This window comes from Bombella sp. ESL0378 (assembly GCF_009725845.1).
Classification (GTDB): domain Bacteria; phylum Pseudomonadota; class Alphaproteobacteria; order Acetobacterales; family Acetobacteraceae; genus Bombella; species Bombella pollinis.
The window spans coordinates 102,520-129,413 of the sequence record NZ_WNIF01000005.1; the positions used below are offsets into that span (position 1 = coordinate 102,520).

Sequence of the window (26,894 nt, forward strand, 5' to 3'; positions counted from 1 at the left end):
ATAAGCTAGTTAGGATGAGAGCCGTCCTGCTTGGCGTTCCTTGCTTCACTGTGTAGTGTGAAAACACTATTATGAACCGGAGACCTCTCATGTCCAATTCACAAGGCACTGCTTTTCGCACACTTCTGGCGAGTTTTGATGAGGATGGGCAGGGCCATAAGACAGGCCAGCGGGACCGGGGCACGGGGTTTGAAAGACTGGCCCAAATTTATCTTCAGAATGAGCCGAAGTTTCAGGAATTATTCTCGGAGGTTTTGACCTTCGCAGATTGGGTTAAAAAATACATCCCCGGTGGTTCGGCGCGTGATACGGGGGTTGATCTTGTTGGTGTTATGCAGGATGGCTCCGGCTTTGAGGCCATTCAGGCCAAATTTTATAGCCCGGACCATACAATCTCCAAAAAGGAATTGGATAGCTTCATCGCGGCAAGCAATCGTGCGGACTTCATCAGTCGTCGGATCATCGCTACAACGGGCAAGTGGGGTGATAACGCTAAGGCTACCATGCAGATGGTCGAGCCGCTCATCCATTTAACAACGCTTTCCGACCTTGAAAATGCGGCCATAGATTGGAGCCAGTATCTCAAGACGGGTGAACCGACATTACTACCCCGCAAAACACCTCGTGAAGAACAGCAGGAAGCTATCGTAAAAACCGTCTCAACCTTGAAGGGGGGGACTATAGAACATCCTACTAAAGGTCGCCTTCTTATGGCTTGTGGAACGGGCAAGACCTTTACATCCCTCAAAATTGCGGAAAATCTCGCAGGCAAAGGGAAGGTTGTTCTGTTTTTAGCGCCATCGCTTCATCTTGTGTCTCAGACATTGACGGAATGGACGCAGCAATCTGCTATTAAGTTGTCCTGCTTTGCCGTTTGCTCAGATAGCGAAGTGGGTAAAAAACGTGATGATGTTGGACGGGTGGAAAATGACTTGGATTACCCCGCCACTACCGATGCCCTCGGCCTGACAAACGCCCTTACCAAAGCGCGTTCTGCTAAAGATGCTGATGAGCGGATGATCGTCATCTTTTCGACCTATCATTCTTCGCCTGTTATTGGGGAGGCGCAGAAGCTTGGTTTGCCTGCTTTGGACCTCGTCATATGCGATGAGGCGCACCGTACGAGCGGTGCTAAAAGGCGAGATGAAGAGACAAAGGCCTTCCAGTTCATTCATCAGCCGGACGGCATAAAACGGGCGCGCACTCTTTTTATGACGGCAACGCCGCGTATCTTCTCATCCGACGCGTTGGAGAAGGCCAAGGATGCCGATACAACCTTGTATTCCATGGATGATGAGGAGCTATATGGCCCCATTATTCATGAAATCTCTTTTGCTGAGGCGGTGAAGAAGGAGCGTCTCTGCCCCTATAAGATTGTCGTTCTCGGTGTGTCAGAGAGCGATGTGGCGGAGTTCGCCCCTAGTACCTTGTCTGATAAAGATAATAACATCACGTTGGATGTCGCCTCGCGTATTATTGGTGCATGGAAGGGCCTCTCCCGTGATGATATGCGAGGTGAGGATGAGACCCGCCCGATGCATAGGGCGGTGGCTTTTTGCTCTACGATTGATCCGTCTAAAAAACGTAGCGGCAATGTTGCCTCCCGTGTGATTGAGAAGGGCTTCTCCGATGTTGTGGAGGAGTACCGTAAGCGCAAGAGTAAGCTACCAGAAGAGGCAGCCAAGAAGGAAAAGCCTGGGGCTTATTGCGAGATTAGGCATGTTGATGGCGGGATGAACGCTGCCGAAAAAAGCGCACGGCTGGACTGGCTGAAGGATGATGCCCCACCCTTTATTGATGAAGATGGGAAAGAACGGGAGGTCTGTCGTATCCTCTCTAATGTGCGTTGCTTGTCTGAGGGGGTGGATGTCCCCGCATTGGATGCCGTGGTGTTTTTAGCCCCTAGCAGCAGCGAGGTGGATGTTGTTCAGTCCGTAGGGCGGGTGATGCGCCGTGCGCCGGGTAAGAAACGTGGCTATATCATTATTCCCGTTGTGGTGCCGCATGGTTATACGGCTGATGAATATTTCGCTAAAGGGTCATCAGGCTTTCGTACGGTTTGGATGGTTCTTCAGGCCCTCCGGGCGCATGATTCCTCTCTGGATGATGAGCTAGACCGTGTGAATCTGGGTGGCAAGCTGGACCATACGAAAATGGAAGTCGTATGCGTCTCAGCTCGTATTCCAGCTAAAAATAAAAAGGGCAAAGCTGAATCCGCCGCCAATAGTGTGAATAAACATCTCAATGGTCAGGGTGCGGGTGAACGTGCCTCTGAGGAGGAGATTACCGATTACGGCCAGCAGCTTGTCATGCAATATGGCCAGCGGGAAAAGCTGGCTGATGCGCTTTATGCTCGTATTGTGCAGAAGGTTGGCAATCGTAATCCCTTTGCTCGGTGGTCTAAAGACGTCAAACGCATTGTGGACCGGCATATTATTAGTATTAGCCGCCTTTTGGATGGTCAGCTCCCCCTTGGGGCCGAGCATGATGCAGAACGTACCCTGCAAGACGCATCCGCCCGGGCCCGGAAGGTCTTTGACAAGCTAAAGGCGGAAATCCACGCCTCTATCAACCCGAACGTCCCGGATAGTGACATCATCGAGATGCTAGGCCAGCACCTTGTGACAGGCCCGGTTTTTGATGCTCTTTTCGGGGAAAATGGTGGTCATAGCTCCAACCCCATGACACAAGCTCTTGATGCCGTCACGCAGGAGCTTTACGCCAACGGCTTGACGAAGGAACAGCAAGGGCTGGAGAGCTTTTATGACAGCATCCGTGCCCGCCTGAAAGATGCCAGCCCGGAGAGCCGACAGGCCCTGACCATCCAGCTTTATGATGATTTCTTCCGAGAGGCCTTCAAAAAACAAGCTGATAAGCTGGGCATTGTCTTTACACCGGTCCCCGTGGTGGATTTTATCATCCGCTCTGTTGAGCATGTGCTTCAGACGCAGTTTGGCTGTGGCATGGGGGATGAGAACGTCTCGGTTTTGGACCCCTTTACCGGTACTGGCAGCTTTATCGCCCGGTTGATTGACCTGCGGCAACGTCAGGCCGATGGTAGTGAGGGAGACTACATCATCCCTACTGAAAAACTGGCTGCCAAATATGAGGCCGCCGGGAAAGAAGATGCCATCCTTGGCAAGCCCGGCCTTTGGGCCAATGAGCTTGTCCTGCTCGCTTATTACGTAGCGGGCATTAATATCGCGACCTCTTATACCGCCCGTACAGGCAAACAAGCACCCTTTGGTGGCCTCTGCCTGACGGACACGTTTAACCTAACAGAGCATGTGCAGACAGATAGAACCCTGCATGACAGCATGGGAGGATACCTAAAAGGCAATAGTGACCGCATCCTTGCACAGGAGAGTGCCCCCATCCGGGTGATTATGGGCAACCCGCCTTATTCTGCGGGGGCTAGTAAAGCCGGACAGGCCCAGAATGATAAATATGAATATCTTGATAAACGAATTGAGGAGACTTACGCAAGGAACTCCCAATCCACGAACAAGAACTCCCTTTATGATAGCTATATCCGCAGTATTCGTTGGGCCTCTGATCGCATAGGTGAACAAGGCGTCATAGGGTTTGTGACCAATGCAGGCTTCATAGATAGTGCTGCCAGTACTGGCCTCCGTAACGCTTTGGAAAGTGAATTTTCCGAAATCTGGATTTTTCATCTGCGTGGGAATCAAAGAACCAGTGGTGAGCTTTCTCGGCAGGAAGGGGGAAAGATTTTTGGGCAAGGCAGCCGGGCTCCGGTTGCTATCACCATTCTAGCCCGCAAAAAGACTCATACAGGCAAAGGCCAAATCCATTTCTGCGATATTGGTGACTATCTTACAGCGCAGGAGGCTTATGCACGCGCCGGGGCAAACCTAAGCAACGCCCCGGAGACGGATAAGTTCCATTGGCTGCATCGCTTTGGGTCTATCGCAGCTATCCCGAGCGAGGCCTCAGATGCGGGGCAAGAGACCAACCCCGATGGCACGTTCCGCCGCTGGCACACATTGACACCTGATGAGCATGGCGACTGGTTAAACCAGAGAGATGATAGTTTCTCAGCCTTTATGACGATGGGCAGTAGAAAAGGTGAAAAGGGGATTTTTGGGATATACTCTAATGGTATTCAAACCAACCGAGACGCATGGGTGTGGAACTTCTCTCGTGAGCATATCCAGCAGAGTGTAGAGCAACAAGTTGCGACTTACGAAGCTGAGCGGGAACGGCTCAATGAGCTTTTACCTCATGCCAAGAAAGAGGCTCGGCTGAATGAATTAAAACGCTCTCCTAACTTTGCAACGACGGCACTAAGTTGGACAAGTGGTTTACAGAATGAGGTAGCATTAAATAAACCCCTTTTCATTTCTGAGGGAGAGGTTCGTATTGGGGTCTATCGTCCGTTTACAAAGGAGAGGATATTTTTTAGCTCAAGACTAAATCATAGGCCAGGCCAACTTCCCAAAATCTTCCCAGAAGTGGGGATGGAGAATAGGGTGATTTGTGTAACACCAGATAATGCGAACTTGTCATGCATAATGACGGATTATTTGCCTGATCTGGAATTGATACATCATGCTCAATGCTTCCCTCTCTATCATTATGAACCCATAAAAACTGCGCAGCCTGAAGGGGATATGTTTGGGGGGATGGAGGAGCCAAGCGCGGCTCGTTACAAAAAGAAAAGTGCTATCACGCCAGAGGGCATGGCCTATTTCCGTAAAGCATGGCCTAAGGCGCAGTTTGATGAAGAAGATGTGTTTTATTACATCTATGGTCTGCTTCATGCCTCGGATTATCGCAGCCATTACGCCACCAGCCTCTCCAAGGAACTCCCCCGTATCCCTTGCGTAAAGACGGAAGATGACTTCTGGGCGTTTTCCAAAGCAGGACGGGCGCTTGCGGAGCTTCATTTGGGGTATGAGGCGGCGGTGCCTTATTTCGCGCTGGATGATGCTACGCATGTGCATATCAAAACCAAAGCGGGCCTTACGGAGGAGCAGCTTTATCGTGTCGAGAAGATGGCTTTTGCCAAAACCCGTGGTGAGGATGGCAAACGCATCCCTGACAAAACCCACCTGATTTATAATAATCACATCGAGATTACAGGTATTCCGCTGGAAGCCTATGAATATCAGGTCAATGGCAAATCTGCTCTTGAGTGGGTCATGGATCGTCAGCAGGTCAAGATTGATAAACGCTCCACCATCACCAATGACCCTAACGATTGGGCTCTTGCCGAAGCTCAAGACCCTAAATGGCCCCTCTTGCTCTTTTTAAAAGTGCTGCATGTGGCATTAGAGACGAGAGAGGTGCTAGCTATGTTGCCTAAGATGGCGTTGTGAGAGAAAGACAGCGGTAAGAGGCTAGCAAGGGGCTGAAATACGCCCCTAACGTCTTTGCTTTTAGGACTGTTGGATGGTGGACCCGGCGCGATTCGAACGCGCGACCTTTGCCTTCGGAGGGCAACGCTCTATCCAGCTGAGCTACGGGTCCGCTGGCCGTTCTTTTAACGGTAAGAGATGTGTTTGCCTAGCCCTGAATTGTCGCTTTTTCGTGCGTTCACTGTGTTTCTGCCAGCCAAAGCCACATGGTGGCAGCATTATCCCCGCCGGAGGGGAGGAAATGCCCTGGCTGCTCAAGCCATGAGAGAATGTCTCGGGCAGGGCGGTTCTGCGGCTCGCGGGAGATGAGGTGATAGCCATGGGGGAGTTCATCTAGCCGGAGAAGGCCTTGAGGCACCCGTTGGATAAGGTGATGCGTGGCAGAGGCGGGGACAAATTGGTCGCGATCACCCCATATCAGCAAGGTGGGTGTGTGTAGTTTTGGGGTCTCTTGGGTGGCATGGCTCATCAGATGCGTTAGCCCCCGGAGGGCGTGGACGGTTGTGCCATGGCGGGTGAGAGGGTCGAAAAACATGCGACGGAGGGCTTTGATATTGCGTGTTGCAATATGCTGTCCCGGCATATGGGCCCCTGTTAGGCGAGCTTGAGGGGTGATGAGATTCCAGCCCTCCAAAAGGCTTTGCCATGGCTGGCCTAATGTCATGATGGCTGGGGCGAGGAGGATTAACCCGGCGGGGTGGGGGGCCTGCAGTGCAGTGCTGGTGAGGAGGGCAATAGCACCCCCCATGCTCTCGCCCATTAGGTAAAGCGGTTGTTTGGGCCATTGCTGATGGCACCATTGGGCCTCTGCTAGGCTATCAGCAATGAGGCGTTGGGTGTTGCTCCATGTCCGTGGTGTGGGGAAGGCCCCAAAGCCGCGTATATCAGGGGCAACGATGAGGAACCCAGCCTGCGTTAAGGGTGGTGCCATAACCTCCCACGCATCGCGGCTATCCCCAAAGCCGTGAAAGGCCAGAATCACCCCGCGTAGGGGCTTGTTTTGGGGTGGCGTGTAAAGCCGTATGGGCGCACTCTTACCATCGGAGAGCGGGAGGGAGAGGCTCGCGGGGATGAAGGCGGATTCTGTAGGGCTGTGAGGCCATGTTTCCGGGCGCGGCCCCGTGCTGCACCCTGTGAGACATAGCGCATAACAGAGCATGAGAGGGAGAAATACAGCCTTATCGGCATGTGGGGCGTTTTTAAAGCGGCGGAAATCCGCTAGAGAGAGCCTATAGAGCAAAAGTAATGTGCCCAATATGGCAAGGGAGAGGGACGGCGTGACGTCAAAAAACACACATCTGGTTTTGGTGGATGGTTCTGGCTTCATCTTCCGTGCCTTTTTTGCCATCCCCCCGATGACCAACCCGGAGGGTGTGCCTGTTAATGCCGTTTATGGCTTTACCAATATGCTCTCACGCCTCATTAAAGAGCATGAGGGCCAGCCTATGGCTGTCATCTTCGATGCAGGGCGCAAAACATTCCGTAACGATATTTATCCTGAATATAAAGCCCATCGGCCAGAGCCGCCGGAGGATTTACGCCCGCAATTCGACCTCATTCGCCAAGCGACGGACCAATTCGGCATCCCCGCGATTGAGCTACCCGGCTGGGAGGCGGATGACCTCCTAGCAACTTATGCGCGGCTGGTGGTGGAGCAAGGCGGGAGTTGCACCATCATTTCCTCCGATAAAGACCTCATGCAACTTGTGCGTGAGGGGGTGATGCTGAAGGACCCGATGAAGCAAAAGCCCATCGGCTTAGCGGAGGTTGAAGCGAAGTTCGGTGTAACGCCTGATAAAGTGGTGGATGTGCAAGCCCTCATGGGGGATTCTACCGATAATGTGCCGGGTGTGCCGGGCATTGGCCCAAAAGGGGCGGCACAGTTGATTAATGAATATGGCTCGCTAGAGGCGGTGTTGGAGGCCGCACCGGGGATGAAGCCTTCTAAAAGGCGGCAGAACCTAATTGACCACGCCGAGGGGGCCCGTATTTCCCGCCAGTTGGTTTTATTAGCGGATGATGTCGCTGTGCCGACCCCTGTTGATGAGCTACGTCCCCGCGAACCTGATGCTGAGACGTTGCGGCATTGGCTGGAGAGCATGGGCTTTTCCTCCATTCTTCAACGCATGGGTTTTGGGGGCAAGGCCCGCTCGCCAGCGCGGCATAAGCCTGATGTGAGTCCAGCCTCTAGTGGCGAGGCTGAGGTGGAGGGCGATATGGTGCCTCGCAGTGAGGCTCCCTTTGGCCCTTATGAGACGGTGACAACGCAGGAGGCACTTCAACAATGGGTGGAGGCTGCTTATAAGGCTGGGTTCGTTGCGGTGGATACGGAAACAACGGGCCTGAATGCACGCACGGCGGAGATTGTTGGTTTGTCTCTCGCTATTGCACCGGGGAAGGCGTGCTATGTGCCGTTCCGTCATGAAGGCACGTTGGAGGCTCCTGTTGGGGAGCAGATCGCTGTAAAAGATGCGCTCGCCCTGCTTGCCCCATTGATGGCTGATGAGGCGGTGTTGAAGATTTTCCAAAACGCGAAATATGACCTCACGATTTTGCGCCGTGCGGGATTGGAGGTTATTACGCCGCTGGATGATACGATGCTGCTGTCTTACGCGCAGTTTGCTGGGGCGCATGGGCAGGGGATGGATGAGCTCTCCCGCCTGCATTTAGACCATACGCCCATCTCGTATGATGATGTTACGGGCACGGGGCGGAATCGCATCGCCTTTACGCAAGTCCCGTTGGATAAAGCAACCGCTTATGCGGCGGAAGATGCGGATGTAACATTGCGTTTGTGGAAGATATTGCGCCTGACCTTACCACGGCAGAAAGCCACCGCCTTGTATGAGGAGATGGAGCGTCCCCTCATCACCGTGCTGGAGGGGATGGAGGACGCTGGCATCCGTGTGGATGCGGAGGAATTGCGCCGTCTCTCGGAAGATTTCGCAACACGCATGGCGGAGATGGAGGAGGGGATTTATGACCGCGCCGGGCGGCCCTTTAATATTGGCTCGCCTAAACAATTAGGGGAAATCCTGTTTGATGAGATGGGTCTGCCGGGGGGCAAGCGGACGAAAACCGGCGCATGGGGGACAGATTCCCGCGTGTTGGAGGAGCTTGCTGTACAAGGGCACGATTTACCAACGGCTATCCTAAATTGGCGGCGTTTGGCAAAGCTGAAATCCACCTATGCAGATGCGCTGCTTAAGCTGATGGAGCCGAAGACCCAGCGTGTGCATACGACCTTCCAGATGACGACAACCACAACAGGGCGGCTTTCCTCCAATGAGCCGAATTTGCAGAATATTCCCATCCGCACGGAGGAAGGGGCGCGTATTCGGCAGGCTTTTGTGGCAGCACCGGGGCATAAGCTGCTCTCTGCGGATTATAGTCAAATTGAGCTGCGTTTATTGGCTCAGGTAGCGCAGATTGACCCATTATTAGATGCGTTTCGTCATGGGCAGGATATTCATGCCCGTACAGCGTCCGAGGTGTTTAATATCCCCTTAGAAGGGATGGATGCGTTGACGAGACGGCGGGCGAAGGCGATTAACTTCGGTATTATTTACGGTATTTCAGCCTTTGGGTTGGCGCGTCAGTTGCAGGTGCCCCAAGGGGAGGCCAAACGCTATATTGAGGCGTATTTTGAGCGTTATCCCGGCATCCGTACCTATATGGAGGCGATGAAGGAAGAAGCGCGCGAGAAGGGTTATGTCCTGACCCCCTTTGGGCGGCGTTGTTATGTGCCGGGGATGCAAGCGCGGCAGGCAGCGCAGCGGTCCTATGCGGAGCGGCAGGCGATTAACGCGCCTTTGCAGGGCGGGGCGGCTGATATCATCAAAAAAGCGATGGTGCAGGTACCGCGTGCTTTGGCTGAGGCCGGGTTAAAAGCGCGTATGTTGTTGCAAGTGCATGACGAATTATTGTTCGAAGTCCCCGATGAGGACGCTGAGGCAACAGCCGCTTTGGTAAAGCGTGTGATGGAACAAGCGGCCTCGTTAAGGGATGTAGCCTTGGTGGTGGAGACGGGGCTTGGGGATAATTGGGCTGAGGCTCATTGAGGTTTGAGGTCATAGTAAGGAGCATGATGGACGTGCAGAGTGACGGTACGGGCGGGGTGGAGCCAAAAAAATATCTAGGTTGGAAGATTGGGGCGATTATAGCGGGTTTGTTGCTGGTCGCGGGGTTGTTAGGTTTGGGGGGGTATTATCTCTCCACTGGTCATGATGAAGGGGCGCGGCTCCATAAACAGGGTAATGAGGTTGGTGGCTCTTTCCGTGTCTTCTCCCTTGGGGGGGGAATGGTGACGGAAGGGGACTTCCGCGGGGCGTGGATGGTGGTGTGGTTTGTGGACCCGCGTTGCCCTGCTGCCCAATGCCAGCCGCCTTTAAAGGCTTTGGATGCCACCCTTATGAGCATGAAGGCACAGGGCCGGAAGGTCCTCCCCCTTGTTGTATCCTTAGATGCAAAAGCGGAGGATTCTGATGGGTTGAAGGATTATGTCATGGGGGTGGCCCCGCATATCTTTCCCGTTTTTGCGACCCAGAACATGACCCAAGCGATGACGCGCTTGTTCCATGCCCCTTATGAGCAGGAGCGGGGGACTGGATATTATAAGCCTGCGCCGTCCTTTGTGGTCATGGACTCAGAGGGCCATTATGCTGGGATGCTCCCTGTTACGCATGATTCAACGGCGTTGACGGCTGGGTTAGAGCACCTCATGGCTCACCCTCAGCAAAAGAGCCAATAAGGACCGCCGCTATGTTACGTTATCCTGTTCTTTTACTTGATTATGATGGCACATTGGCTGAAACACGCCCGGCTATTATTAGGAGCTTGCGCGAAGCTTTTGAGGACATTGGCCGTACCCCGCCCTCCGCTGCGGAGCTGGCAGAGCGGTTAGGTAAGGGCGATGCGCTCCAAGGGTTTTATAAGGGGTTAGTTAATGATAGTTCCCCCGAAGAAGCCGAGCGTTATGTCGCAGCCTATCGGAAGCGTTATGCCCAAGCGGATGCGGAGGAGACCTTCCTGTATGATGGGGTGCATGAGGTCTTGCCTATTTTAAAGCAGCGTGGCTATCGGTTGGTGGCCCTTAGTAACAAGCATGGGCCAACCTTGCGTCATAGTTTGGCACGGTTCCAGCTTGATGGGTTTTTTGAGGTCACCCTCGGTGCAGAAGAAGGGCTACCGCGTAAGCCAGAGCAAGAGGTGTTTCAGCATCGTCTTGCGCCGCTATTTCCTTCCGTCCCCGCAGCGGGGTTCCTCATGGTGGGGGATACAACGGCCGATATCGGCTTTGCCCAAACACTCGGTATGGATGTCTGCTGGGCCAGCTACGGCCATGGTGTGGCGGAGGTCTGTAAGGCGTTAAAGCCTACATATCATATTGATAGTTTGTGGGAGCTTCCGACCCTGTTAGCAAAGACGGAGAGCTAAGGGAGGCCCCCGCCCGCCGGTAAGGGGGTGGGGGGGTATCACCTATTATGCCGCTTTAGAGTCCAATATCGCTGCGGAGCATTTTATCAGCCCATTGAATAGTCGCTGCGGCCTCATAAGCGCGAGAGCGCGCCTTGGCTGCTGTGGGGGCTGTGGCGCAGATGGTCAGCACGCGCCCTCCATTCGCTACCAATTTATCGCCTTCTAGCTTTGTTCCTGCGTGGAATATGGAAACGCCGGGGAGTTGTGCGGTGCGGTCTAAGCCAGAAATGACACCCCCTTTTACCGGAGCATCAGGATAGCCTTTAGCCGCGAGCACGAGGGAGAGGGAGGGCTGGTCTGTAAAGCGGATGCTCTCCTCAGAGAGGGTGCCTTCTGCGAGGGCTTTGAGGGCGGGGAGGAGGTCGCTCTCTAAGCGGATGAGCAGGGCTTGGGCCTCTGGGTCACCAAAGCGGACATTATATTCTATGAGCTTTGGTCCTTCTTCTGTCAGCATCAAGCCTGCGAAGATGACACCACGGAAGGGCGTGCCCCGGCGGAGCATCTCAGCCAACATGGGACGGACAGTGAGGTCTAATGCGGCCTCTTGTGCGGCGCGGTCAAAATCCGGTGGGGGGCAGATGGCTCCCATCCCGCCTGTGTTAGGGCCAGTATCGCCATCGCCAACGCGCTTATGGTCCCGTGCGGCACCAATCAGGCTGGCTTTATCATCTGCACAAAAGGCAAAGAGGGATACTTCCCGCCCTGTAAGACATTCCTCAATGACGAGGGGGAGGCCGAGATGATCGATGGCGGAGAGGGCTTCATCAACGCTTTGTGCCACAACAACGCCTTTGCCCGCAGCGAGGCCATCGGCCTTGATGACAATCGGCGCACCTTGCTCACGCACATAGGCTTTGGCGGCGTCTATGCTGCTATTAGCATCAAAACGCTGCCAGCGTGCGGTGGGGATGCCCGCAGCATCGGCCACTTCTTTTGTAAAGGCCTTGCTGCCCTCTAAGGCCGCTGCCGCTTTGGAAGGACCAGCGCAGGCAATGCCAGCCTCTTTACATGCATCGGCTAACCCCGCTACGAGGGAGACTTCCGGCCCGGGGACGACAAGGTCGATCGCTTCTTTTTGGGCGAACTCTACAAGGCTTGCAATATCATCAGCTGCAATAGGGACACAACGGGCGCATTCTGCTATGCCAGGATTACCGGGGGCGGCAAAGAGGGCTTTGAGCTGAGGGGACCGGGCAATGGCGGTAGCGAGGGCATGTTCCCGCCCGCCAGAACCAACAAGAAGTACGCGCATCCTGTTTCCTTTATATGAGCCTGCGGTGTTGATAGCCGCTTTTACGTTGCCCCTCATTTAGCATAGAATAGCAGGATGATGGAACGAGACCTTCTTTTTTCTGCCCAAGAGCCGCAAAATGCTACTTCGGCGGGGAGTAATATTCCCGAATATTCTGTTGGGGCGATTTCTTCCGCCATTAAGCGCGTGCTGGAGGGAAGCTTTGGCCGTGTGCGCGTCCGTGGGGAAATCACGGAGATGAAGCGTTATGCCTCTGGGCATATTTATCTTTCCCTCAAAGACGAGGGGGGGAAGATTGCTGGGGTGATTTGGCGGGGCAATGCCTCCCGCCTTGGTATGGTGCCAGAAAATGGGACAGAGGTTATCGCCACTGGGCGCATCTCCTCTTATGGGGAGCGGTCGAGCTATCAACTGATTATTGAGCGGATGGAGTTTGCCGGGGAAGGGGCCATGCTCGCGCGGATAGAGGCCCTAAGGGTGCGTCTGCGAGATGAAGGGCTTTTTGCGCCGGAGCGGAAGAAGCCTATCCCCTCTCTGCCGCATCGTGTCGGGGTGATTACCTCACGCTCTGGTGCGGTCTTGCATGATATTTGCACCACTATTGCCCGCCGTTTCCCCCGTGAGATTCTGCTCTGGCCCGTTGCCGTGCAGGGGGAGGGAGCGGCACAGCAAATTGCTCATGCTGTTAAGGCAATGGGGCAGCTTCCCCACCCGCCAGATGTGTTAATTGTAGCGCGTGGGGGTGGTTCGTTAGAGGACCTCATGGCCTTTAATGATGAAGCTGTGGTACGGGCCGTGGCGGCGTGCCCCTTGCCGGTTATTTCCGCCGTGGGGCATGAGACCGATACAACCCTCGTAGATTATGCAGCCGACCGCCGGGCCCCGACACCGACTGCCGCGGCGGAGATGGCCGTGCCTGTGCGCTCGGAGCTTGTGGCAGACCTTGCCCATCGGGCAGCGCGCCTTTCAAGCGGGTTAGTGGGTATTTTGCAAAAGCAGAGCTTGCAGTTGCAAGCAATGGCCGCGCGTATGCCGGACTTGCCTAGCCTGCTTGATACGGCACGTATGCGTTTGGATGACCGCGCTCAAAGGTTGGAGCTTGCCTTACCGGGCTTTGTGATGCGTGCGCGTGCACGCTTGGGGGGGGCGGCATTTCACCTCCCGGCCATGGAGACGGTTCTTGGTCAGCGTCATCGTTTGCTGGAGGGGCAGGCGGGGCGGTTGCAGGCAGGGTGGGAGCGTTTTTGGCAGGGCTGCCAGATGCGTCTTATGCGGATGCCGTTGCAAATTGGGGTGATTCAAGGACAGTGTGCTGTACAACGAGAGCGGCTTGTTGGATTGGCGCGGCATTTAGAGGCTGTCTCTCCCCGTGCGGTATTGGAGCGTGGTTATGTGCTGGTGCAGGATGCAAAGGGACGACCAGTGACGCACGCGGCGGCTTTACCTCAAGGGGGTATAGTGCAGCTTGCGTTTGTAGATGGTGCAAGACAAGCTAAGTTAGACCCGCGTGAGGGTGGCGCAGGGCGTAGTGGCATTGTGCCGAGTACGCGCGAGAAGACCACCATAGCATCAGCCCAACGGGAAGACACGCAAGGTGAACTTGGATTATAATGAAGTGATATGAAGGAGGGGCCGATGCGTTATTATGGAGCTATAGTGGGGATAGGTCTTTTACTCACAAGCTGTGCGAGCCAGCCCTCCCAACAGGAGCGGGCGGCGGCAGAGCGTCCTAAGATTCAGAGTTTTGCAGGGGCCCCAACAGGCCCCTCTAATCCTGCATCCAACCGGGTGAAGATGAATCTGCCCTCCGCAGCAGTGACGACCCCGCTATGTGGCACGGCCCTGCATGAGCAAGCCGCCACAGGCGGAGCGATTTATACGAGCAGCCTTGGGACAGGCAATAGCTGTACGCGTAATGCCTGTTTTCAGCCATTGACAGGAACCTTCATCGCGGAAAATGGCACGAATAGCGTTTGCCGCTAAAGAATAGGTGCGCGTGCATCATAATAACAGCCTAAAAAAGACGGCATAGGAGAACCCCAGCCGTCTTTTTATTTAAAAGCCTCGTATCTTTTGGGGGATGTAGCGACTTAACGCCGCCACCACCCCACACGTCGTTTCTTCGGCTTGGATTCATCAATATTCACCGGCTGCGGTGCGGTGATATTTTCGGCAGAGGAGGTGGCTTCCACTGGCTCTGGTGCAGAGGGAGGGGCCTCATCAGCCTTCTTCCGCCGGGTAGGGCGGCGTTTGCGCGGTGGGGTGGTGTTTTCCGCAGGGGCCTCATCAAGGGACGCGGGTGATGCTTCCTCTGTTACAGGCTCCTTCGCTGTTGTGGTGCGCGCTGCTGCCGTGCGGCGAGGGGGCCGTGGGCGGCGTGGGCGCGGTGCCGTCTCCCCATCCTCATCAGCAGTGGCGGGACGAGCGGAGATTTTTACAACGTGATTCTCCTCATCCTCTGCCTCTTGGTCCGTAACAATACGGCTGCGTGTTGGGGGACGGCGAGGTGTATGAGGCCGGCGAGAGGTTGTCTCGTCTTCTACTCCGTTGGTTTCATCCCGTGATGGAGCGCGCCTGCGGTGGCGTGTGGTCGGGGCGGGGTCTTCCGCAGGCTCCTCTTGAGGATGAGCCGGGGCCGTATGACGTGCCTCTTGCTGCTCCATCATATCGAAAATATCAATCCCTGCATTATGGAAGGGATTAGCCGGCGTTGGTCCTTGATAAGCAGATGGTTCTTCTTGGAAGGGCTGCTCATCGCGCTGGCGTGTAGGGCGGCGGCGAGAGGCTGCATGCCCACGGCGGTCAGGCCGCTCCTGCGCGTCTTGTTGTGGAGCTTGGCCCTCTATATTCGTGGTGACACGCCGTGTTCTCGTGCGCCGGCGTCCGGGCATAAGGGCACGGTCACTGTCTGTACGGTCGTCACTTTCTGCCGGGTTAGGCATAGCTGTCTCCTCATTTATGGAGTTGAGAGCGTCTTGGGCATCCTCCTCACGGCGGCGGCCCCCCCGTCTGCGCCGGCGGCGGCGGGAGGTCCCTTCCTGATTATCGCTTTCAGCTTCAGGAGAGGGTGTCTCATCAAATGCTGTAGTGTGAGAAGCCGGGGGCTCATGAGCAATGTCAATCGTGCGCACTGTCGTGACTGGATTATCACTGCGTGTGGCTTTGTGATGATTATGGCGTGGGGCAACACGCTCAATACGGAGCTCCCCTGCGGGGAGGCTGCTATCATTCTCAAAACGGATGGTCATGTCGTGATGTTGCTCCATCCCGCTAATAGCCGCCCTTTTGCTATTAAGCATGTAAAGGACGATATTCGGGCTAACATGCACGACAATTTCCGAAGCACGGCGGCGGCTGGCTTCATCTTCTATATTGCGTAGTACTTGCAGGGCCATGCTCTCCACCCCGCGGATGGAGCCAGTGCCTTGGCAATGCGGGCAGGGGCTGAGCATACTCTCAGCAATGGAGGGGCGCAGGCGTTGGCGCGACATCTCCAAAAGGCCGAAATGAGAGATACGGCCTATCTGAATCCGCGCTCTATCCAACCGTAAGGCATCTTTGAGGCGTTTTTCCACCTGATTATTATGGCGGCGGCTTTCCATATCGATGAAGTCGATGACAATCAGCCCGGCAAGGTCACGCAGGCGGAGTTGGCGGGCGACTTCCTCAGCGGCTTCCAGATTTGTGCGGAGGGCGGTTTCCTCAATATTGCGCTGGGAGGTGGATTTACCGGAATTGACATCAATAGCGACAAGGGCTTCGGTTTGATTGATGACGAGATAGCCCCCAGATTCCAACCGCACAGTGGGGGAGAACATCGCATCAAGGTGGCTTTCTACCTGATAATGAGCGAAGAGATTTTGCCCTCTATTCTGCCAAAGGCGGATGCGATTGGCGTTATGGGGCATCAGCAGGCGTGTAAACTCCCGCGTATTTTTCCACGCCTCCTCTCCATCAACCAATACGGTCTCAATATCGCGGGTAAAGAGGTCACGAATAGCCCGCTTAATGAGGCTTGCTTCCTCATAAATTAAAGCAGGGGCAATAGAGGTAAGCGCATGAGTGCGAATATCTTCCCAGAGTTGGAGGAGATATTCACAATCCCGCGTAATCTCCGTCTCCGGGCGGCCTGCCCCGGCGGTGCGGATAATCATCGCCATTGTGGGGGGGAGATCCAGCATGTTTACAATGCTGCGTAAACGCCGCCGGTCTGTTTCGGAGGTAATTTTACGCGACACACCGCCCCCGCGGAGGGTATTGGGCATGAGCACACCATAACGCCCCGCAAGGGAGAGATAGGTCGTTAAAGCAGCTCCTTTATTACCACGCTCCTCCTTTACAACCTGAACAAGGATTACTTGCCGGCGGCGGATGACTTCTTGGATGCGGTAATTGCGTAGAAAACGCGCCATGCGGCGGCTGGCACTATGTTCATCACCAGTATCATGCTCGCCGCTGACAATTTCCGGGCTTACATCGTCACTGTCATTATCATCATCGCCGTTATCTTCAGCGAGGGTGTCTTCTGTACGGTCGTCCTCTGCGAGGGGGTCATCCTGTTCGCGTTGCTCTGCGTTATATTCCTCCTCTTGGAGGGCGAGGAGCTTTTCGCGATCAGCAACAGGGATTTGAAAATAATCAGGGTGGATTTCGCTAAAAGCGAGGAAGCCATGGCGATTACCGCCATAATCCACAAAAGCAGCCTGCAAGCTTGGCTCTACACGGATAACTTTAGCAAGGTAAATATTGCCTTTAAGCTGGCGGCGCGCTGATGTTTCAACATCATAATCTTCAACGCGCTTACCATTCATAACCACCACGCGGGTTTCCTCTGCGTGTGTGGCATCGATGAGCATTTGCTTAGTCATGAAGGATGGGACTCCGTGGCGCACGGGTCATTGCCCTGCTTGCGCCGATTGTCTGGGTCAACAGAGGGCAGCATCCTGTCTGGTTTGTGGCGTTAGGCTTAGTATAACGCGGCACACCGTGATAAAGAACACAGAACAGCATTGCAGCCTCTGGTAAACATGCTGGTAGCAGACACTGCCACCGGGATTATCATGCAACCTGCCTGCGAGATGTGATGCCTCCGGGCCGATTGCGCTTAATTATAGATGCGAACCCTCCACCAGGGTGTGAGCGAACTGAGGGCAACTGCCTCAGGCTTTCGACACCAAACGGTATGAAGCGCATTTTTGCAGCGTGAGCCGCTCTCACTATAATGCTGCCCAGCGTCTCAAACGGAAGGGGCGCATTATGCTAATCGGCATCCGCTTGGTGAGCATGGCGCAAATTATCGCCTCTGGCAAGAGGGGAGTTATAGTCTGTATTGTTCGTTATGGGCTATAATCGCCGCATAGTTAAGAGGAGGCGGCGCATCGTGAAGGGCAAAGAGACGGGCATGAGTGAGCTGACACGCCGCTATTTTATGCTGAAGGCCGCGCGAGGTGGGGTTGTTACAGCCCTTGCTGGGGCGTCTTCTTGCATACACAGAGTGCAGGCAGCAGGGCGGCACCCTTTACACGCTCCGGCTATTTTACGCCATGCTCCCCCGCCCAAGCCTGTCATCATGTTGGATCCCGGCCATGGGGGCAAAGACCCCGGTGCGATTGGTGTCTCTGGAACGTATGAGAAACATATCGCCATCGCCGCCGCGACAGAGCTACGGCGCATGTTGCTGGCCTCAGGGCAATATCAGGTCGTGTTGAGCCGCAGTGATGACCATTTTATCCCCTTAGCAGGGCGTGTAGAGCTTGCGCATAAACATAAGGCAGCCCTTTTTATCTCTATGCATGCCGATGCATTGCATCAACCACAGGTGCGCGGGGCGAGTGTTTATACATTATCCGGCAATGCCTCGGACAAACAAACAGCCGCATTAGCCGAGACGGAAAATAGTGCGGACCGTTTTGCAGGTCATGCAGGGATAGGGGGTGTGCCAGCTGAGGTTGAAGCGATTTTGAATAGCCTGATTCATGAGGAAACACGGCGTGGCTCGGCTCATATGGCCGCGAGTGTGATTCAGGCGTTTCAGAATCGGGTGCAGTTGCTGCATCACCCCTCGCGCCATGCGGCCTTTCGGGTGTTGAAGTCGGGCGATATTCCCTCAGTGTTGGTAGAGATGGGCTTTATGTCCAACCATTTAGATGAGCAAGCATTGCGCCGCGCTGCGCATAGAACACAAGTAGCCCAAGCGATGAAGCAGGCCATCGATCATTACTTTCAAAGCCGTACAAACGCTACGTTGTGAAAGATGCCGCGTTGTCCTCTTGTGTTTTTGTAACAGAGAGGATAGGCTGCCGCGGTAATGATAAAGTTTCGTACCCTCCTCTTTCTACGACTTATAACCCCCTGAATGCCGTATAGGCAGGCAGATGGCCTGTCGCGTTCAGGGGGTTTCTCTTAAATAATCTATCAGTAAACGTAGAAATAGGGACGACATCATGTCTTTTCAGCATCCTTCCTTTGGCCGTATTGACGATAAACGTATCATTATTTTCGATACCACTTTGCGCGATGGCGAGCAGTCTCCCGGCTTCTCCATGAATCTGAATGAGAAGCTGCGTATGGCCCATGCTTTGGCTACGCTGGGGGTTGATGTAATTGAGGCAGGATTCCCCGCCGCTTCGGAAGGTGATTTCGAAAGCGTAAAACAAATTGCTGACCATGTAGATGGGCCTGTCATTTGTGGGTTAGCCCGTAGTGCTGCGCGGGATATTGAGGCCGCTGGTAAGGCGATTAAAGGTGCGCGCCGGGGGCGGATTCATAACTTCATTTCCACCTCGCCTCTGCATATGAAGTACAAGTTGCGGATGGAGCCGGAGCGCGTGTTGGAGCTGATAGCATTCGGCAATAAGGAATCCCGCCGCTATACAGATGATGTTGAATGGTCAGCTGAGGATGGCTCCCGGACGGAACCGGATTTTCTGTGCCGTTGTGTGGAAACAGCCATCGCGAACGGGGCAACGACCATTAACATCCCCGATACAGTCGGCTTTGCGACCCCTGATGAGATGGAGCGCATCTTCACGATGTTGAAGGAGCGTGTCCCGGGGGCGGATCAGGTGATTTTTTCCACCCATAATCATAATGATTTAGGTTTGGCTGTGGCCAATACGCTGGCCTCTGTTGAGGGGGGAGCCCGCCAGATTGAATGTACGATTAACGGCATTGGCGAGCGCGCAGGTAATGCAGCACTAGAGGAAGTCGTCATGGCGTTGCGGACTCGGCATGATCGCTACGGTATGGAGACGGGGATTGAGACGCCACGGCTGTTAGGGATGTCGCGTTTGCTGGCGACCATTACAGGCTTTGATGTCCAACCCAATAAGGCCATTGTGGGGCGTAACGCCTTTGCCCATGAGAGTGGCATCCATCAAGATGGCATCCTTAAACATGCTGGAACATATGAGATTATGACGCCGGAGAGCGTGGGCTGGACGAGTACCTCCTTGGTGTTAGGTAAACATTCTGGTCGGGCTGCCTTCCGCGATAAATTGAAGGCTCTGGGTTATGATGACCTGAAAGAGGAGACAATCAACGCGGCATTCCAACGCTTTAAGGCGTTGGCAGATCAGAAAAAGATTGTCTTTGATGATGATGTGCGGGCCTTGGTTGATGATGAGAGTCGGGATCATGAGCGTGTGCGCCTCATCTCTTTGGAGCTGAAGGGTGGGACGGAGCATGCCGCTCATGTTGTTATGACGCTGGAGATTGACGGGGAAACGCGGCACGTCACAGCAACGGGGAATGGCCCGGTGGATGCGGCTTTCCGTGCGTTAGGTGAGGCCTTCCCGCATGAGGCGACCTTGGCGTTGTTCTCGGTAGCGAATGTGACCGAAGGGACGGATGCTCAGGCACGCACAACGGTGCGTTTACAGGAGGGGGGCCGTCTTGTGGATGGGCAAGGCAGTGATGCCGATACGGTTGTCTCTGCGACACGGGCTTATATCCATGCGCTCAATAAGCTGTTGGTGAAGCGTCTGCGTGGAGAGCCGGCTGAGGAAGTCGCTTAAAGGCGAGGGCTACGGCCCCCGTTTTTGTAAAGTCAAAGGGCATCTGAATATAACAGCTTATTAATGAGCCGGGTTTTCTGCGAAAAAAACATGCAGAAGCGGGAATATGGCCTTGCTGAACTATCATGGAGCTTTATAATTCGCGGCGAATGCTGTGAATGGTATTCGGACCATTTTCTTTATCCTCGTAAAAGCGGGGTCATCCTGCCAGGAGTTTTGAATGTTCTCTCGTCTGTTGGGGCTCATTTCCGCCGATATGGCGATCGATCTTGGCACTGCCAATACCTTGGTATACGTCAAGGGGCGTGGTGTTGTGTTGAGTGAGCCTTCCGTTGTTGCTGTCACAGAGGTACGCGGGCGCAGACAAGTTTTGGCCGTGGGTAATGAGGCCAAGTTGATGGTGGGGCGTACGCCGGGAAATATTCAAGCCATCCGTCCCCTCCGTGATGGGGTGATTGCTGATTTTGAGAGTGCGGAGGAGATGATTAAGCATTTCATCCGCAAAGTGCATAATCGCCGTTCTTTTTTCAGCTCTCAGATTGTAATTTGTGTGCCCTCTGGATCCACTGCGGTGGAACGCCGTGCGATTCAGGAGAGTGCGGAGAGTGCTGGGGCCCGTAAGGTATATTTGATTGAGGAGCCTATGGCGGCGGCCATCGGTGCGGGCCTTGCTGTGACGGAGCCTTCCGGCAGCATGATTGTTGATATTGGTGGTGGCACGACAGAAGTTGCCGTGATTTCCCTCGGCGGCATTGTGTATGCACGCTCTGTCCGTGTTGGGGGGGACCAAATGGATGAGGCCATTATGGCTTATATCCGCCGCAATTATAATCTGATGATTGGTGAAAGCTCTGCTGAGCGGATTAAGATTGACCTCGGGGCTGCGGCTTTTGATCCGAACTCCCAAGGGGAGGAACGGACCCTGCCTTTAAAGGGGCGGGATTTGCTCAATGGCGTCCCGCGTGAGATTGTCGTCAGTGAGGCGCAGATTGCTGAAGCGTTGGAAGAACCGGTAGGCCATATTATTGATGCTGTGGCTACGGTGCTGGAACATACACCGCCGGAGCTAGCAGCGGATATTGTTGAGAAGGGCATCGTTCTCTCTGGCGGGGGGGCGTTGTTGCGCCGCCTTGATGATGTGTTGCGAAACGCAACAGGTTTGCCAGTTTTTGTTGCAGAGAATGCGCTCTCTTGCGTAGCTGTGGGGACAGGACGGACGTTGGAACAAATGCAGCAGCTCCGCAGCGTTTTGAGCAGCATGTATTGATAATAGGGCCTCGCTGGGGCAGGCTCAGCCTGCCGCTCACTTTGTGCTACAAAGAGGGTAAGAGGGGAGGAGCTGCTTTTTCATGATTTCCATCCATACACGTCAGCTTTTATCGGGGTTGGTTCTACCGGCCTTCGTGTTTGTGGCTGTGGGAATCATTCTAGCGGGGCAGATATGGTCTGATAAAATGGCGCGGATGCGCATGGCTGCGGTGCGGGAAGTCGGGCCAGTATATCAGGCGTTATTATTTCCGCAGCGACAATTTCATAAATGGCAGCTCACATTACAAGGTGTTGGCGACCTCTTGGCGGAGAATGCCCGCTTACGCAAAGAGAACCGTAAGCTTGCTTACTGGTATGGGGAGGCGCAAACACTCAAGCAAGAAAATACCCGTTTAAAATCTGTCCTCCATTGGGGGGCAGAAGGCGCGCGGGATTATGTAAGTGGCTGGGTCGTGCGTGATGAGAGCGGCCCTTATTTGCGCGCTGTGTTGCTGGGTGTCGGGGGGCATCACGTTACAGCAGGTAGCCTTGCCGTAGACGAGGTTGGCCTTGTCGGGCGGGTGAGCGAAGTCGGCCCGCAGGTGGTCCGTGTGTTGCTCATTGAAGATGCGGCAAGTCGTATCCCCGTTACGCTGCAAAATAGCGGCGGTGATGCGATGATGATAGGTGATAATACGCCTTATCCACGTCTGATGTATTATAACCAAAATATTCACCCCGAGGAGGGGGAGCATTTGGTAACGCGGGCACAAACAGCAGGGTTAACGGGTGGTATTGCAGTAGGGCGTGTCCATTATCTTGCACCGGGCCAGGCGGTTGTGGTGCCAGATGCTGCTTTGGAGCATTTGGACCTTGTGCGTATTTTTGATGGTGATTTCATGCCGGAGGGGCCAATTAGCTCTGACCGTGTGCGGGAGAAACCGCCGCTTTTACCAGAGCAACATGATGGGAACACGCCTTCAAGCTGGCAGAATCTACGCCGGTTTTTGCCATTCTCATCCTTACAAAATGGATGATGAGACAAGGGGCGTGTAAAAGGTGCGCTAAGGGGATGCAAGGGGGTGGTGATGCGGTTTGAGCATAGCGGGCTAGACCATGACGCGTTGGAGGGGGCACGGCAGCGCAAGCTTATGGTTCGGGTAAGGCGAAAGCTCTTCCCTTGTATCATTATGGTGGTACTGGCGATTATTCTCTCTGCTCCCTTTAGGGTTTTGGGGCAGATGGAGTTGCAGGTAGCTCTTGTCCTGGGGACGGTGTGGTTTTGGTCGCTTTATCGGCCTGCTTTTATGCCATTAGTGGGGTTGTTCTGCGGTGGTTTGGTGGTGGAATTATTCAGTGTAAATCCGCCAGGTGTTCTCTTATTTTGGATGCTGGTTGCCTATGGCGTTGCTCATGGTTGTCGCGTTGGTTTATCGCGCCGGGGTTTTCTTTTGGCGTGGAGTCTTTATGGGCTAATCGTCCTTGGGGAAGCTTTGACAAATTGGGTGTTAATGGTCATCCGGGTACGGGGGGCACTCTCGGTCTATCCGATTGTATTTCAAGAGGCTTTGGCAGTGGGGAGTTACCCTTTTTTGCATATTCTTTATCTATGGGGCCTTTCCGTTATGGAAAAGCATGACAGATTATAATAGGCTGTGTAAATATAGCTTAAGTAGCTTGATTTCTGTTTTTTTAATCCTTCTTTAAGTGTTTAGTCTGGATGTCCCTCTGGCGTAATGACCCCGGCTCGCTATTTCGGAAGCGGAGTAGTCCTACGGCCGACCTATCTTTTACAGAAGAACAGGTTGTCGGGGGGGGTATGTTTACGCGGCGCGCGCTGTTGATATTAGCTGTGCAGGCGGGCGTTATGGGCACTCTGGCGCATCATCTTTATAAGTTGCAGGTTGTAGACGGTGAGACGTTAAAGGAGCAAGCACGCCGTAATCGGACGAGTCGGCGGCAGATATCGCCCGCACGTGGGGAGATTTACGACCGTTGTGGTGTGCTCGTTGCGGGGAATAAGCCAAATTGGCGCGCTCTTGTGATGGTGGAGGAGACAACGGACCTCCAGGCGGTGGTGGATCGGTTTGCCACCATTGTGCCGCTAGATGAGCGGGATCGGGCTCGTATAGAGCGGGACCGCAAACATATTCGCCGTTATGTGCCGCTGACGTTAAAAGAGTTTCTCACATGGGATGATGTGGCACGCTTGGGGTTAAACGCACCGAGCTTGCCGGGTGTGTTGATTGATGTCGGCACCACGCGTGAATATCCGTTTAAAGAGCTGATGTCTCATATTATCGGCTATGTTGCCCCGCCGAATGAGACTGATGTGCAGCATAACGCCGCATTGGCTCTGCCGGGGATGAAGATAGGCCGTGGGGGGTTAGAGCAAACACAAGAGGCTACGCTGCGGGGCCAGCCCGGCACGGTGGAGATGGAAGTCAACGCCTATGGCCGTGTGATGGGCGAGTTGGAACGTGTAGAAGGCCAACCCGGTGCGCGGCTAGGTTTGACGCTAGATACAGTGCTGCAAACACGCATCAGAGAACGCATTGGCGAGCGTGTGGCGAGTGCGGTTGTGATGGATTGCCGCAATGGGGAGGTGATGGGGCTGGTCAGCACGCCCTCTTTCGACCCTACTTTATTTGATGGCGGGATTAGCCGTACGCAATGGAATAGCTTAATTACCGACCCCGCTACGCCGTTGGTGGATAAAGCTGTGTCCGGTCTTTATCCGCCGGGCTCTACCTTTAAGCCTGCCGTAGCATTAGCGGCGTTGAAGGCCCATGCCATTACCCCTTCGGAGCGTTTTACATGTCCGGGTTATTACGACATGGGCGGGGTGCGCTTCCATTGTTGGAGCCGTTATGGGCATGGCTCTATTAACCTGCATCAGGCGTTGAAATATTCGTGTGACGTTTATTTCTATCAAGTAGCGCGCCGTTGTGGGATGGATGCGATTCACGAGGCTGCTGTTAGCTTAGGCCTAAGTGGCCATTTACCCATAGAGCTTCCCCATATGCGGGCGGGCTCTGTCCCCACGCCAGAGATGCGGCGGCAGCATGGGCATCATTGGAATGGCGGTGACACCGTTAATGCGGGGATTGGGCAAGGCTTGGTGCAAACAACGCCTCTGGCTTTGGCCACATATACATCTCGCTTAGCTACGGGGCGGATGGTGCAACCCCATCTTGTTCGGACGGTGAGTGAGAAGCTTGTGCCGGAGGATATTCCTCCTCTGCCCTTTGCGAAGGATTCTCTCATAGCTGCGCGGAGCGGGATGTTCGCGGTGGTGAATGAGCCACAAGGGACGGCTCCCCAAGCGCGTTTAAACCTCCCCGGTGTACAAATGGCGGGGAAAACGGGCTCGGCACAGGTGCGTAATGTTCCCCGCGCTTTGCGTGAGAGCGGGCATTTTAACTCTATGAATCTGCCGTGGCAGTATCGCCCTCATGCGTTGTTCATCTGTTTTGCACCCTATGATAACCCGCGTTATGCGGTTTCGGTCGTTGTAGAGCATGGTAATGCTGGTGCGACAGAGGCCGCCCCGCTGGCCGCGCAGATTATGACCGATACGTTGGTAAGAGACCCTGCTAATCGGACGTCACTCTCGCGCGGGGTTGTGGCACGCGCTGATGATGTAAGCGAGTAGGGGAGGCTTATGTCCCTCAAGGATTTTACTGTCCCTCGCACAGCGCGGCGTTTATTGCGAGCAGAGCCTAACCTGCGCATGTTCTCGCGTTTATGGCAGATTAATTGGTTTTTTGTTCTGCTGGTGTGCTGCTTGGCTGGTGTTGGGTATATCGCTTTATATTCAGCAGGTGGCGGGCGTGCGGAAGCCTTTGCTCAACCGCAGATTATACGCTTTGGCTTTGGGCTTTTGATGATGTTGGGGGTAGCCCTTGCTAGCCCGCGCGTTTTGCGGATGCTCTCCATCCCGATTTATGGTTTGTCCATCTTGCTTTTGGCTCTGGTGTTGAAAATGGGCCATGTGGGTAAGGGGGCAGAGCGGTGGATTAATTTGGGGGGCTTTCAGTTTCAGCCTTCAGAGTTTTCTAAAATCGCGCTGGTGTTGATGCTCTCAACATGGTTTTACCGGATAGGGCGGGAGCGGATGGGAAATCCGCTGCGCTTGATTATCCCCGCGATTTTAACGGCTATTCCTGTCGTGTTGGTGTTAAAGGAGCCTAACCTTGGCACGGCAACCATTGTGGGTGTGATTGGGGCCTCGCTCTTTTTTGCCGCAGGGATGCGCTGGTGGTTAATCATCCTGCTGGCTGCGCCTATCCCGTTCTTAGGGCCGTTTCTTTACAGCCACCTGCATGATTACCAAAAAGCGCGGATTGATACGTTTCTACACCCTGAGCATGACCCGTTAGGGGCCGGGTATAATATCCTACAATCGCGGATTGCCCTTGGGGCGGGTGGTCGCTGGGGGCAAGGCTATATGCATGGCACGCAGGGCCAGCTTAGCTTCCTGCCAGAAAAGCAGACGGATTTTATCTTCACCATGATTGGTGAGGAATGGGGCTATGCGGGCGGTGTGTTGGTGATTGGCCTGCTCTTTCTCATCACAATGAGCGGGATGTTAATTGCACTGCGATGCCGTAATCGGTTTGGCCGGCTGGTCGGGCTGGGTATCTCGATGGATTTTTTCTTATATTGTGTTGTAAATCTCTCTATGGTGATGGGGGTTATCCCTGTCGGTGGGGTGCCTTTGCCACTTATCTCCTATGGGGGGTCGGCTATGTTGACAATGATGTTTGGTTTTGGCCTGCTTTTATCAAGCTGGGTCCATCGGGATGACCCTGATTAAAGCAATAAGCGTGAGAGGTAGTCGGTCTTTATGCATGCGTGGCTTCTCCCCTTATTAGCGTTTACGACCGCTGGCGCACTTTTCACCATTACGCCGGGGTTGGATTCCATCATGGTTTTACGGACAGCCGCAGCAGAGGGGCGGCGCGCTGGGGTAGGGGCCATTTTTGGCATCGCACTCGGGCTAACCATATGGGGCTTAGCGGCCGCTTTCGGGCTGACGGCATTATTGGCTGCCTCTAGCAAAGCCTTCTTCATCGTAAAATGTGTGGGGGCATTGTATTTATTATGGATAGGCTGCTCTCAGCTCTTTCATCCCAGAGCCGCGTTGACAACGTCCCCTCCAACGACATTTCGTCCCCCCCTTACATCTCGTCACGATTTTTGGTCCGGTTTCCGCCGAGGGGTGTTGACGGACTTGCTAAACCCTAAGGCGGGGATTTTTGTGGTGACGTTCTTCCCACAATTCATCCCACCAGATGCCAATATTGTGGCTTTTACCTTAGTACAGGTGGTGATTCAGGCCTTATTGACATTTATTTGGCTAGGGCTGCTAGTGGCTCTTACTGTGCCTTTAGCGCGGTTTTTTAATAAGCCGGTGGTGGTGCGGCGGCTTGATCGGCTTACTGGGCTTGTGTTTATCGGGTTTGGGGCGAAGATATTCCTCACCCATAGTCCCGTCGCTCCTTGATAAGAACGGAC

Annotated in this window: 18 protein-coding genes and 1 tRNA gene; 15 read left to right on the forward strand and 4 right to left on the reverse strand. The window is 54.3% G+C overall.

Annotated features, from left to right (window positions below; genetic code table 11):
- The first annotated feature begins 89 nt into the window (after nucleotides 1–89).
- Nucleotides 90–5,342, forward strand: coding sequence for a type ISP restriction/modification enzyme (locus GM556_RS02110; RefSeq protein WP_196424757.1), 5,253 nt, complete (start codon nucleotides 90–92; stop codon nucleotides 5,340–5,342).
- A gap of 74 nt (nucleotides 5,343–5,416) precedes the next feature.
- On the opposite strand, the gene GM556_RS02115 is transcribed toward GM556_RS02110, so the two are convergent.
- Together GM556_RS02115 and GM556_RS02120 are read right to left on the reverse strand one after the other, a co-directional pair.
- A tRNA-Arg gene (locus tag GM556_RS02115) sits at nucleotides 5,417–5,493 on the reverse strand.
- Between the two features lie 66 nt (nucleotides 5,494–5,559).
- Entirely contained in the window at nucleotides 5,560–6,708 is a 1,149-nt protein-coding gene (locus GM556_RS02120) for an alpha/beta fold hydrolase (protein ID WP_230873248.1), read from the reverse strand.
- Here GM556_RS02120 and polA point away from each other — a divergent pair.
- The 3 genes from polA to GM556_RS02135 are packed head-to-tail and all read left to right on the forward strand — an operon-like array spanning nucleotide 6,638 to nucleotide 10,817.
- The gene (gene polA / locus GM556_RS02125; RefSeq protein ID WP_155579134.1) at nucleotides 6,638–9,442 is read left to right on the forward strand and encodes a DNA polymerase I; all 2,805 of its coding nucleotides are present in this window, start codon (nucleotides 6,638–6,640) and stop codon (nucleotides 9,440–9,442) included. The two genes, GM556_RS02120 and polA, sit on opposite strands and share 71 nt — an antisense overlap.
- Nucleotides 9,443–9,465: 23 nt before the next feature.
- Nucleotides 9,466–10,131 carry an SCO family protein gene (locus tag GM556_RS02130; protein ID WP_155579135.1) on the forward strand — a complete coding sequence of 222 codons (666 nt, stop codon included), beginning with the start codon at nucleotides 9,466–9,468 and terminating at the stop codon, nucleotides 10,129–10,131.
- Nucleotides 10,132–10,142: 11 nt separating this feature from the next.
- Complete coding sequence (locus GM556_RS02135; protein WP_099026176.1) at nucleotides 10,143–10,817, forward strand: HAD family hydrolase; 675 nt, start codon at nucleotides 10,143–10,145, stop codon at nucleotides 10,815–10,817.
- A 55-nt stretch (nucleotides 10,818–10,872) separates the two neighbouring features.
- On the opposite strand, the gene purD is transcribed toward GM556_RS02135, so the two are convergent.
- Nucleotides 10,873–12,111, reverse strand: coding sequence for a phosphoribosylamine--glycine ligase (gene purD / locus GM556_RS02140; RefSeq protein ID WP_155579136.1), 1,239 nt, complete (start codon nucleotides 12,109–12,111; stop codon nucleotides 10,873–10,875).
- Nucleotides 12,112–12,189: 78 nt separating this feature from the next.
- On the opposite strand from purD, the gene xseA reads away from it, so the two are divergent.
- Complete coding sequence (gene xseA / locus GM556_RS02145; protein ID WP_230873266.1) at nucleotides 12,190–13,722, forward strand: exodeoxyribonuclease VII large subunit; 1,533 nt, start codon at nucleotides 12,190–12,192, stop codon at nucleotides 13,720–13,722.
- 24 nt (nucleotides 13,723–13,746) lie between these two features.
- Entirely contained in the window at nucleotides 13,747–14,094 is a 348-nt protein-coding gene (locus GM556_RS02150; RefSeq protein ID WP_155579138.1) for a hypothetical protein, read from the forward strand.
- A gap of 107 nt (nucleotides 14,095–14,201) precedes the next feature.
- Here GM556_RS02150 and GM556_RS02155 read toward each other — a convergent pair whose 3' ends face one another.
- On the reverse strand, nucleotides 14,202–16,979 hold the full coding sequence (locus GM556_RS02155) for a ribonuclease E/G (RefSeq protein ID WP_196424758.1): 2,778 nt from the start codon (nucleotides 16,977–16,979) through the stop codon (nucleotides 14,202–14,204).
- A gap of 334 nt (nucleotides 16,980–17,313) precedes the next feature.
- On the opposite strand from GM556_RS02155, the gene GM556_RS02160 reads away from it, so the two are divergent.
- The 9 genes from GM556_RS02160 to GM556_RS02200 all read left to right on the forward strand — a co-directional run bounded on the left by GM556_RS02160 (nucleotide 17,314) and on the right by GM556_RS02200 (nucleotide 26,883).
- Entirely contained in the window at nucleotides 17,314–17,460 is a 147-nt protein-coding gene (locus tag GM556_RS02160) for a hypothetical protein (RefSeq protein ID WP_155572886.1), read from the forward strand.
- A gap of 52 nt (nucleotides 17,461–17,512) precedes the next feature.
- Nucleotides 17,513–18,361, forward strand: a complete 849-nt coding sequence (locus GM556_RS02165; protein WP_155579139.1) for an N-acetylmuramoyl-L-alanine amidase — start codon at nucleotides 17,513–17,515, stop codon at nucleotides 18,359–18,361.
- A gap of 193 nt (nucleotides 18,362–18,554) precedes the next feature.
- A complete protein-coding gene (locus GM556_RS02170) occupies nucleotides 18,555–20,126 on the forward strand; it encodes a 2-isopropylmalate synthase (RefSeq protein ID WP_155579140.1) in 1,572 nt (523 codons plus the stop codon).
- A 220-nt stretch (nucleotides 20,127–20,346) separates the two neighbouring features.
- Nucleotides 20,347–21,393 carry a rod shape-determining protein gene (locus tag GM556_RS02175; RefSeq protein ID WP_155572889.1) on the forward strand — a complete coding sequence of 349 codons (1,047 nt, stop codon included), beginning with the start codon at nucleotides 20,347–20,349 and terminating at the stop codon, nucleotides 21,391–21,393.
- 82 nt (nucleotides 21,394–21,475) lie between these two features.
- Nucleotides 21,476–22,411, forward strand: coding sequence for a rod shape-determining protein MreC (mreC, locus tag GM556_RS02180; RefSeq protein WP_155572890.1), 936 nt, complete (start codon nucleotides 21,476–21,478; stop codon nucleotides 22,409–22,411).
- A 51-nt stretch (nucleotides 22,412–22,462) separates the two neighbouring features.
- Entirely contained in the window at nucleotides 22,463–23,023 is a 561-nt protein-coding gene (locus GM556_RS02185; RefSeq protein ID WP_155579141.1) for a hypothetical protein, read from the forward strand.
- A 71-nt stretch (nucleotides 23,024–23,094) separates the two neighbouring features.
- The gene (gene mrdA / locus GM556_RS02190) at nucleotides 23,095–25,029 is read left to right on the forward strand and encodes a penicillin-binding protein 2 (protein ID WP_155579142.1); all 1,935 of its coding nucleotides are present in this window, start codon (nucleotides 23,095–23,097) and stop codon (nucleotides 25,027–25,029) included.
- Nucleotides 25,030–25,038: 9 nt separating this feature from the next.
- Entirely contained in the window at nucleotides 25,039–26,193 is a 1,155-nt protein-coding gene (gene rodA / locus GM556_RS02195; RefSeq protein WP_099026165.1) for a rod shape-determining protein RodA, read from the forward strand.
- Between the two features lie 30 nt (nucleotides 26,194–26,223).
- Nucleotides 26,224–26,883, forward strand: coding sequence for a LysE family translocator (locus GM556_RS02200; protein ID WP_155572893.1), 660 nt, complete (start codon nucleotides 26,224–26,226; stop codon nucleotides 26,881–26,883).
- The last annotated feature ends 11 nt before the right edge of the window (nucleotides 26,884–26,894 follow it).

What these genes read in the sequence shown, in the direction of transcription:
- polA (WP_155579134.1), top strand. Translation starts at nt 6,638, where the DNA reads ATGGCAAGGGAGAGGGACGGCGTGACGTCAAAAAACACACATCTGGTT.
- GM556_RS02135 (WP_099026176.1), top strand. Translation starts at nt 10,143, where the DNA reads ATGTTACGTTATCCTGTTCTTTTACTTGATTATGATGGCACATTGGCT.
- GM556_RS02155 (WP_196424758.1), bottom strand. Translation starts at nt 16,979, where the DNA reads ATGACTAAGCAAATGCTCATCGATGCCACACACGCAGAGGAAACCCGC.
- mrdA (WP_155579142.1), top strand. Translation starts at nt 23,095, where the DNA reads ATGTCCCTCTGGCGTAATGACCCCGGCTCGCTATTTCGGAAGCGGAGT.
- mreC (WP_155572890.1), top strand. Translation starts at nt 21,476, where the DNA reads ATGATTTCCATCCATACACGTCAGCTTTTATCGGGGTTGGTTCTACCG.
- xseA (WP_230873266.1), top strand. Translation starts at nt 12,190, where the DNA reads ATGGAACGAGACCTTCTTTTTTCTGCCCAAGAGCCGCAAAATGCTACT.
- GM556_RS02185 (WP_155579141.1), top strand. Translation starts at nt 22,463, where the DNA reads ATGCGGTTTGAGCATAGCGGGCTAGACCATGACGCGTTGGAGGGGGCA.
- rodA (WP_099026165.1), top strand. Translation starts at nt 25,039, where the DNA reads ATGTCCCTCAAGGATTTTACTGTCCCTCGCACAGCGCGGCGTTTATTG.
- purD (WP_155579136.1), bottom strand. Translation starts at nt 12,111, where the DNA reads ATGCGCGTACTTCTTGTTGGTTCTGGCGGGCGGGAACATGCCCTCGCT.
- GM556_RS02165 (WP_155579139.1), top strand. Translation starts at nt 17,513, where the DNA reads ATGAGTGAGCTGACACGCCGCTATTTTATGCTGAAGGCCGCGCGAGGT.
- GM556_RS02200 (WP_155572893.1), top strand. Translation starts at nt 26,224, where the DNA reads ATGCATGCGTGGCTTCTCCCCTTATTAGCGTTTACGACCGCTGGCGCA.
- GM556_RS02120 (WP_230873248.1), bottom strand. Translation starts at nt 6,708, where the DNA reads ATGAAGCCAGAACCATCCACCAAAACCAGATGTGTGTTTTTTGACGTC.
- GM556_RS02170 (WP_155579140.1), top strand. Translation starts at nt 18,555, where the DNA reads ATGTCTTTTCAGCATCCTTCCTTTGGCCGTATTGACGATAAACGTATC.
- GM556_RS02110 (WP_196424757.1), top strand. Translation starts at nt 90, where the DNA reads ATGTCCAATTCACAAGGCACTGCTTTTCGCACACTTCTGGCGAGTTTT.
- GM556_RS02175 (WP_155572889.1), top strand. Translation starts at nt 20,347, where the DNA reads ATGTTCTCTCGTCTGTTGGGGCTCATTTCCGCCGATATGGCGATCGAT.
- GM556_RS02130 (WP_155579135.1), top strand. Translation starts at nt 9,466, where the DNA reads ATGATGGACGTGCAGAGTGACGGTACGGGCGGGGTGGAGCCAAAAAAA.
- GM556_RS02150 (WP_155579138.1), top strand. Translation starts at nt 13,747, where the DNA reads ATGCGTTATTATGGAGCTATAGTGGGGATAGGTCTTTTACTCACAAGC.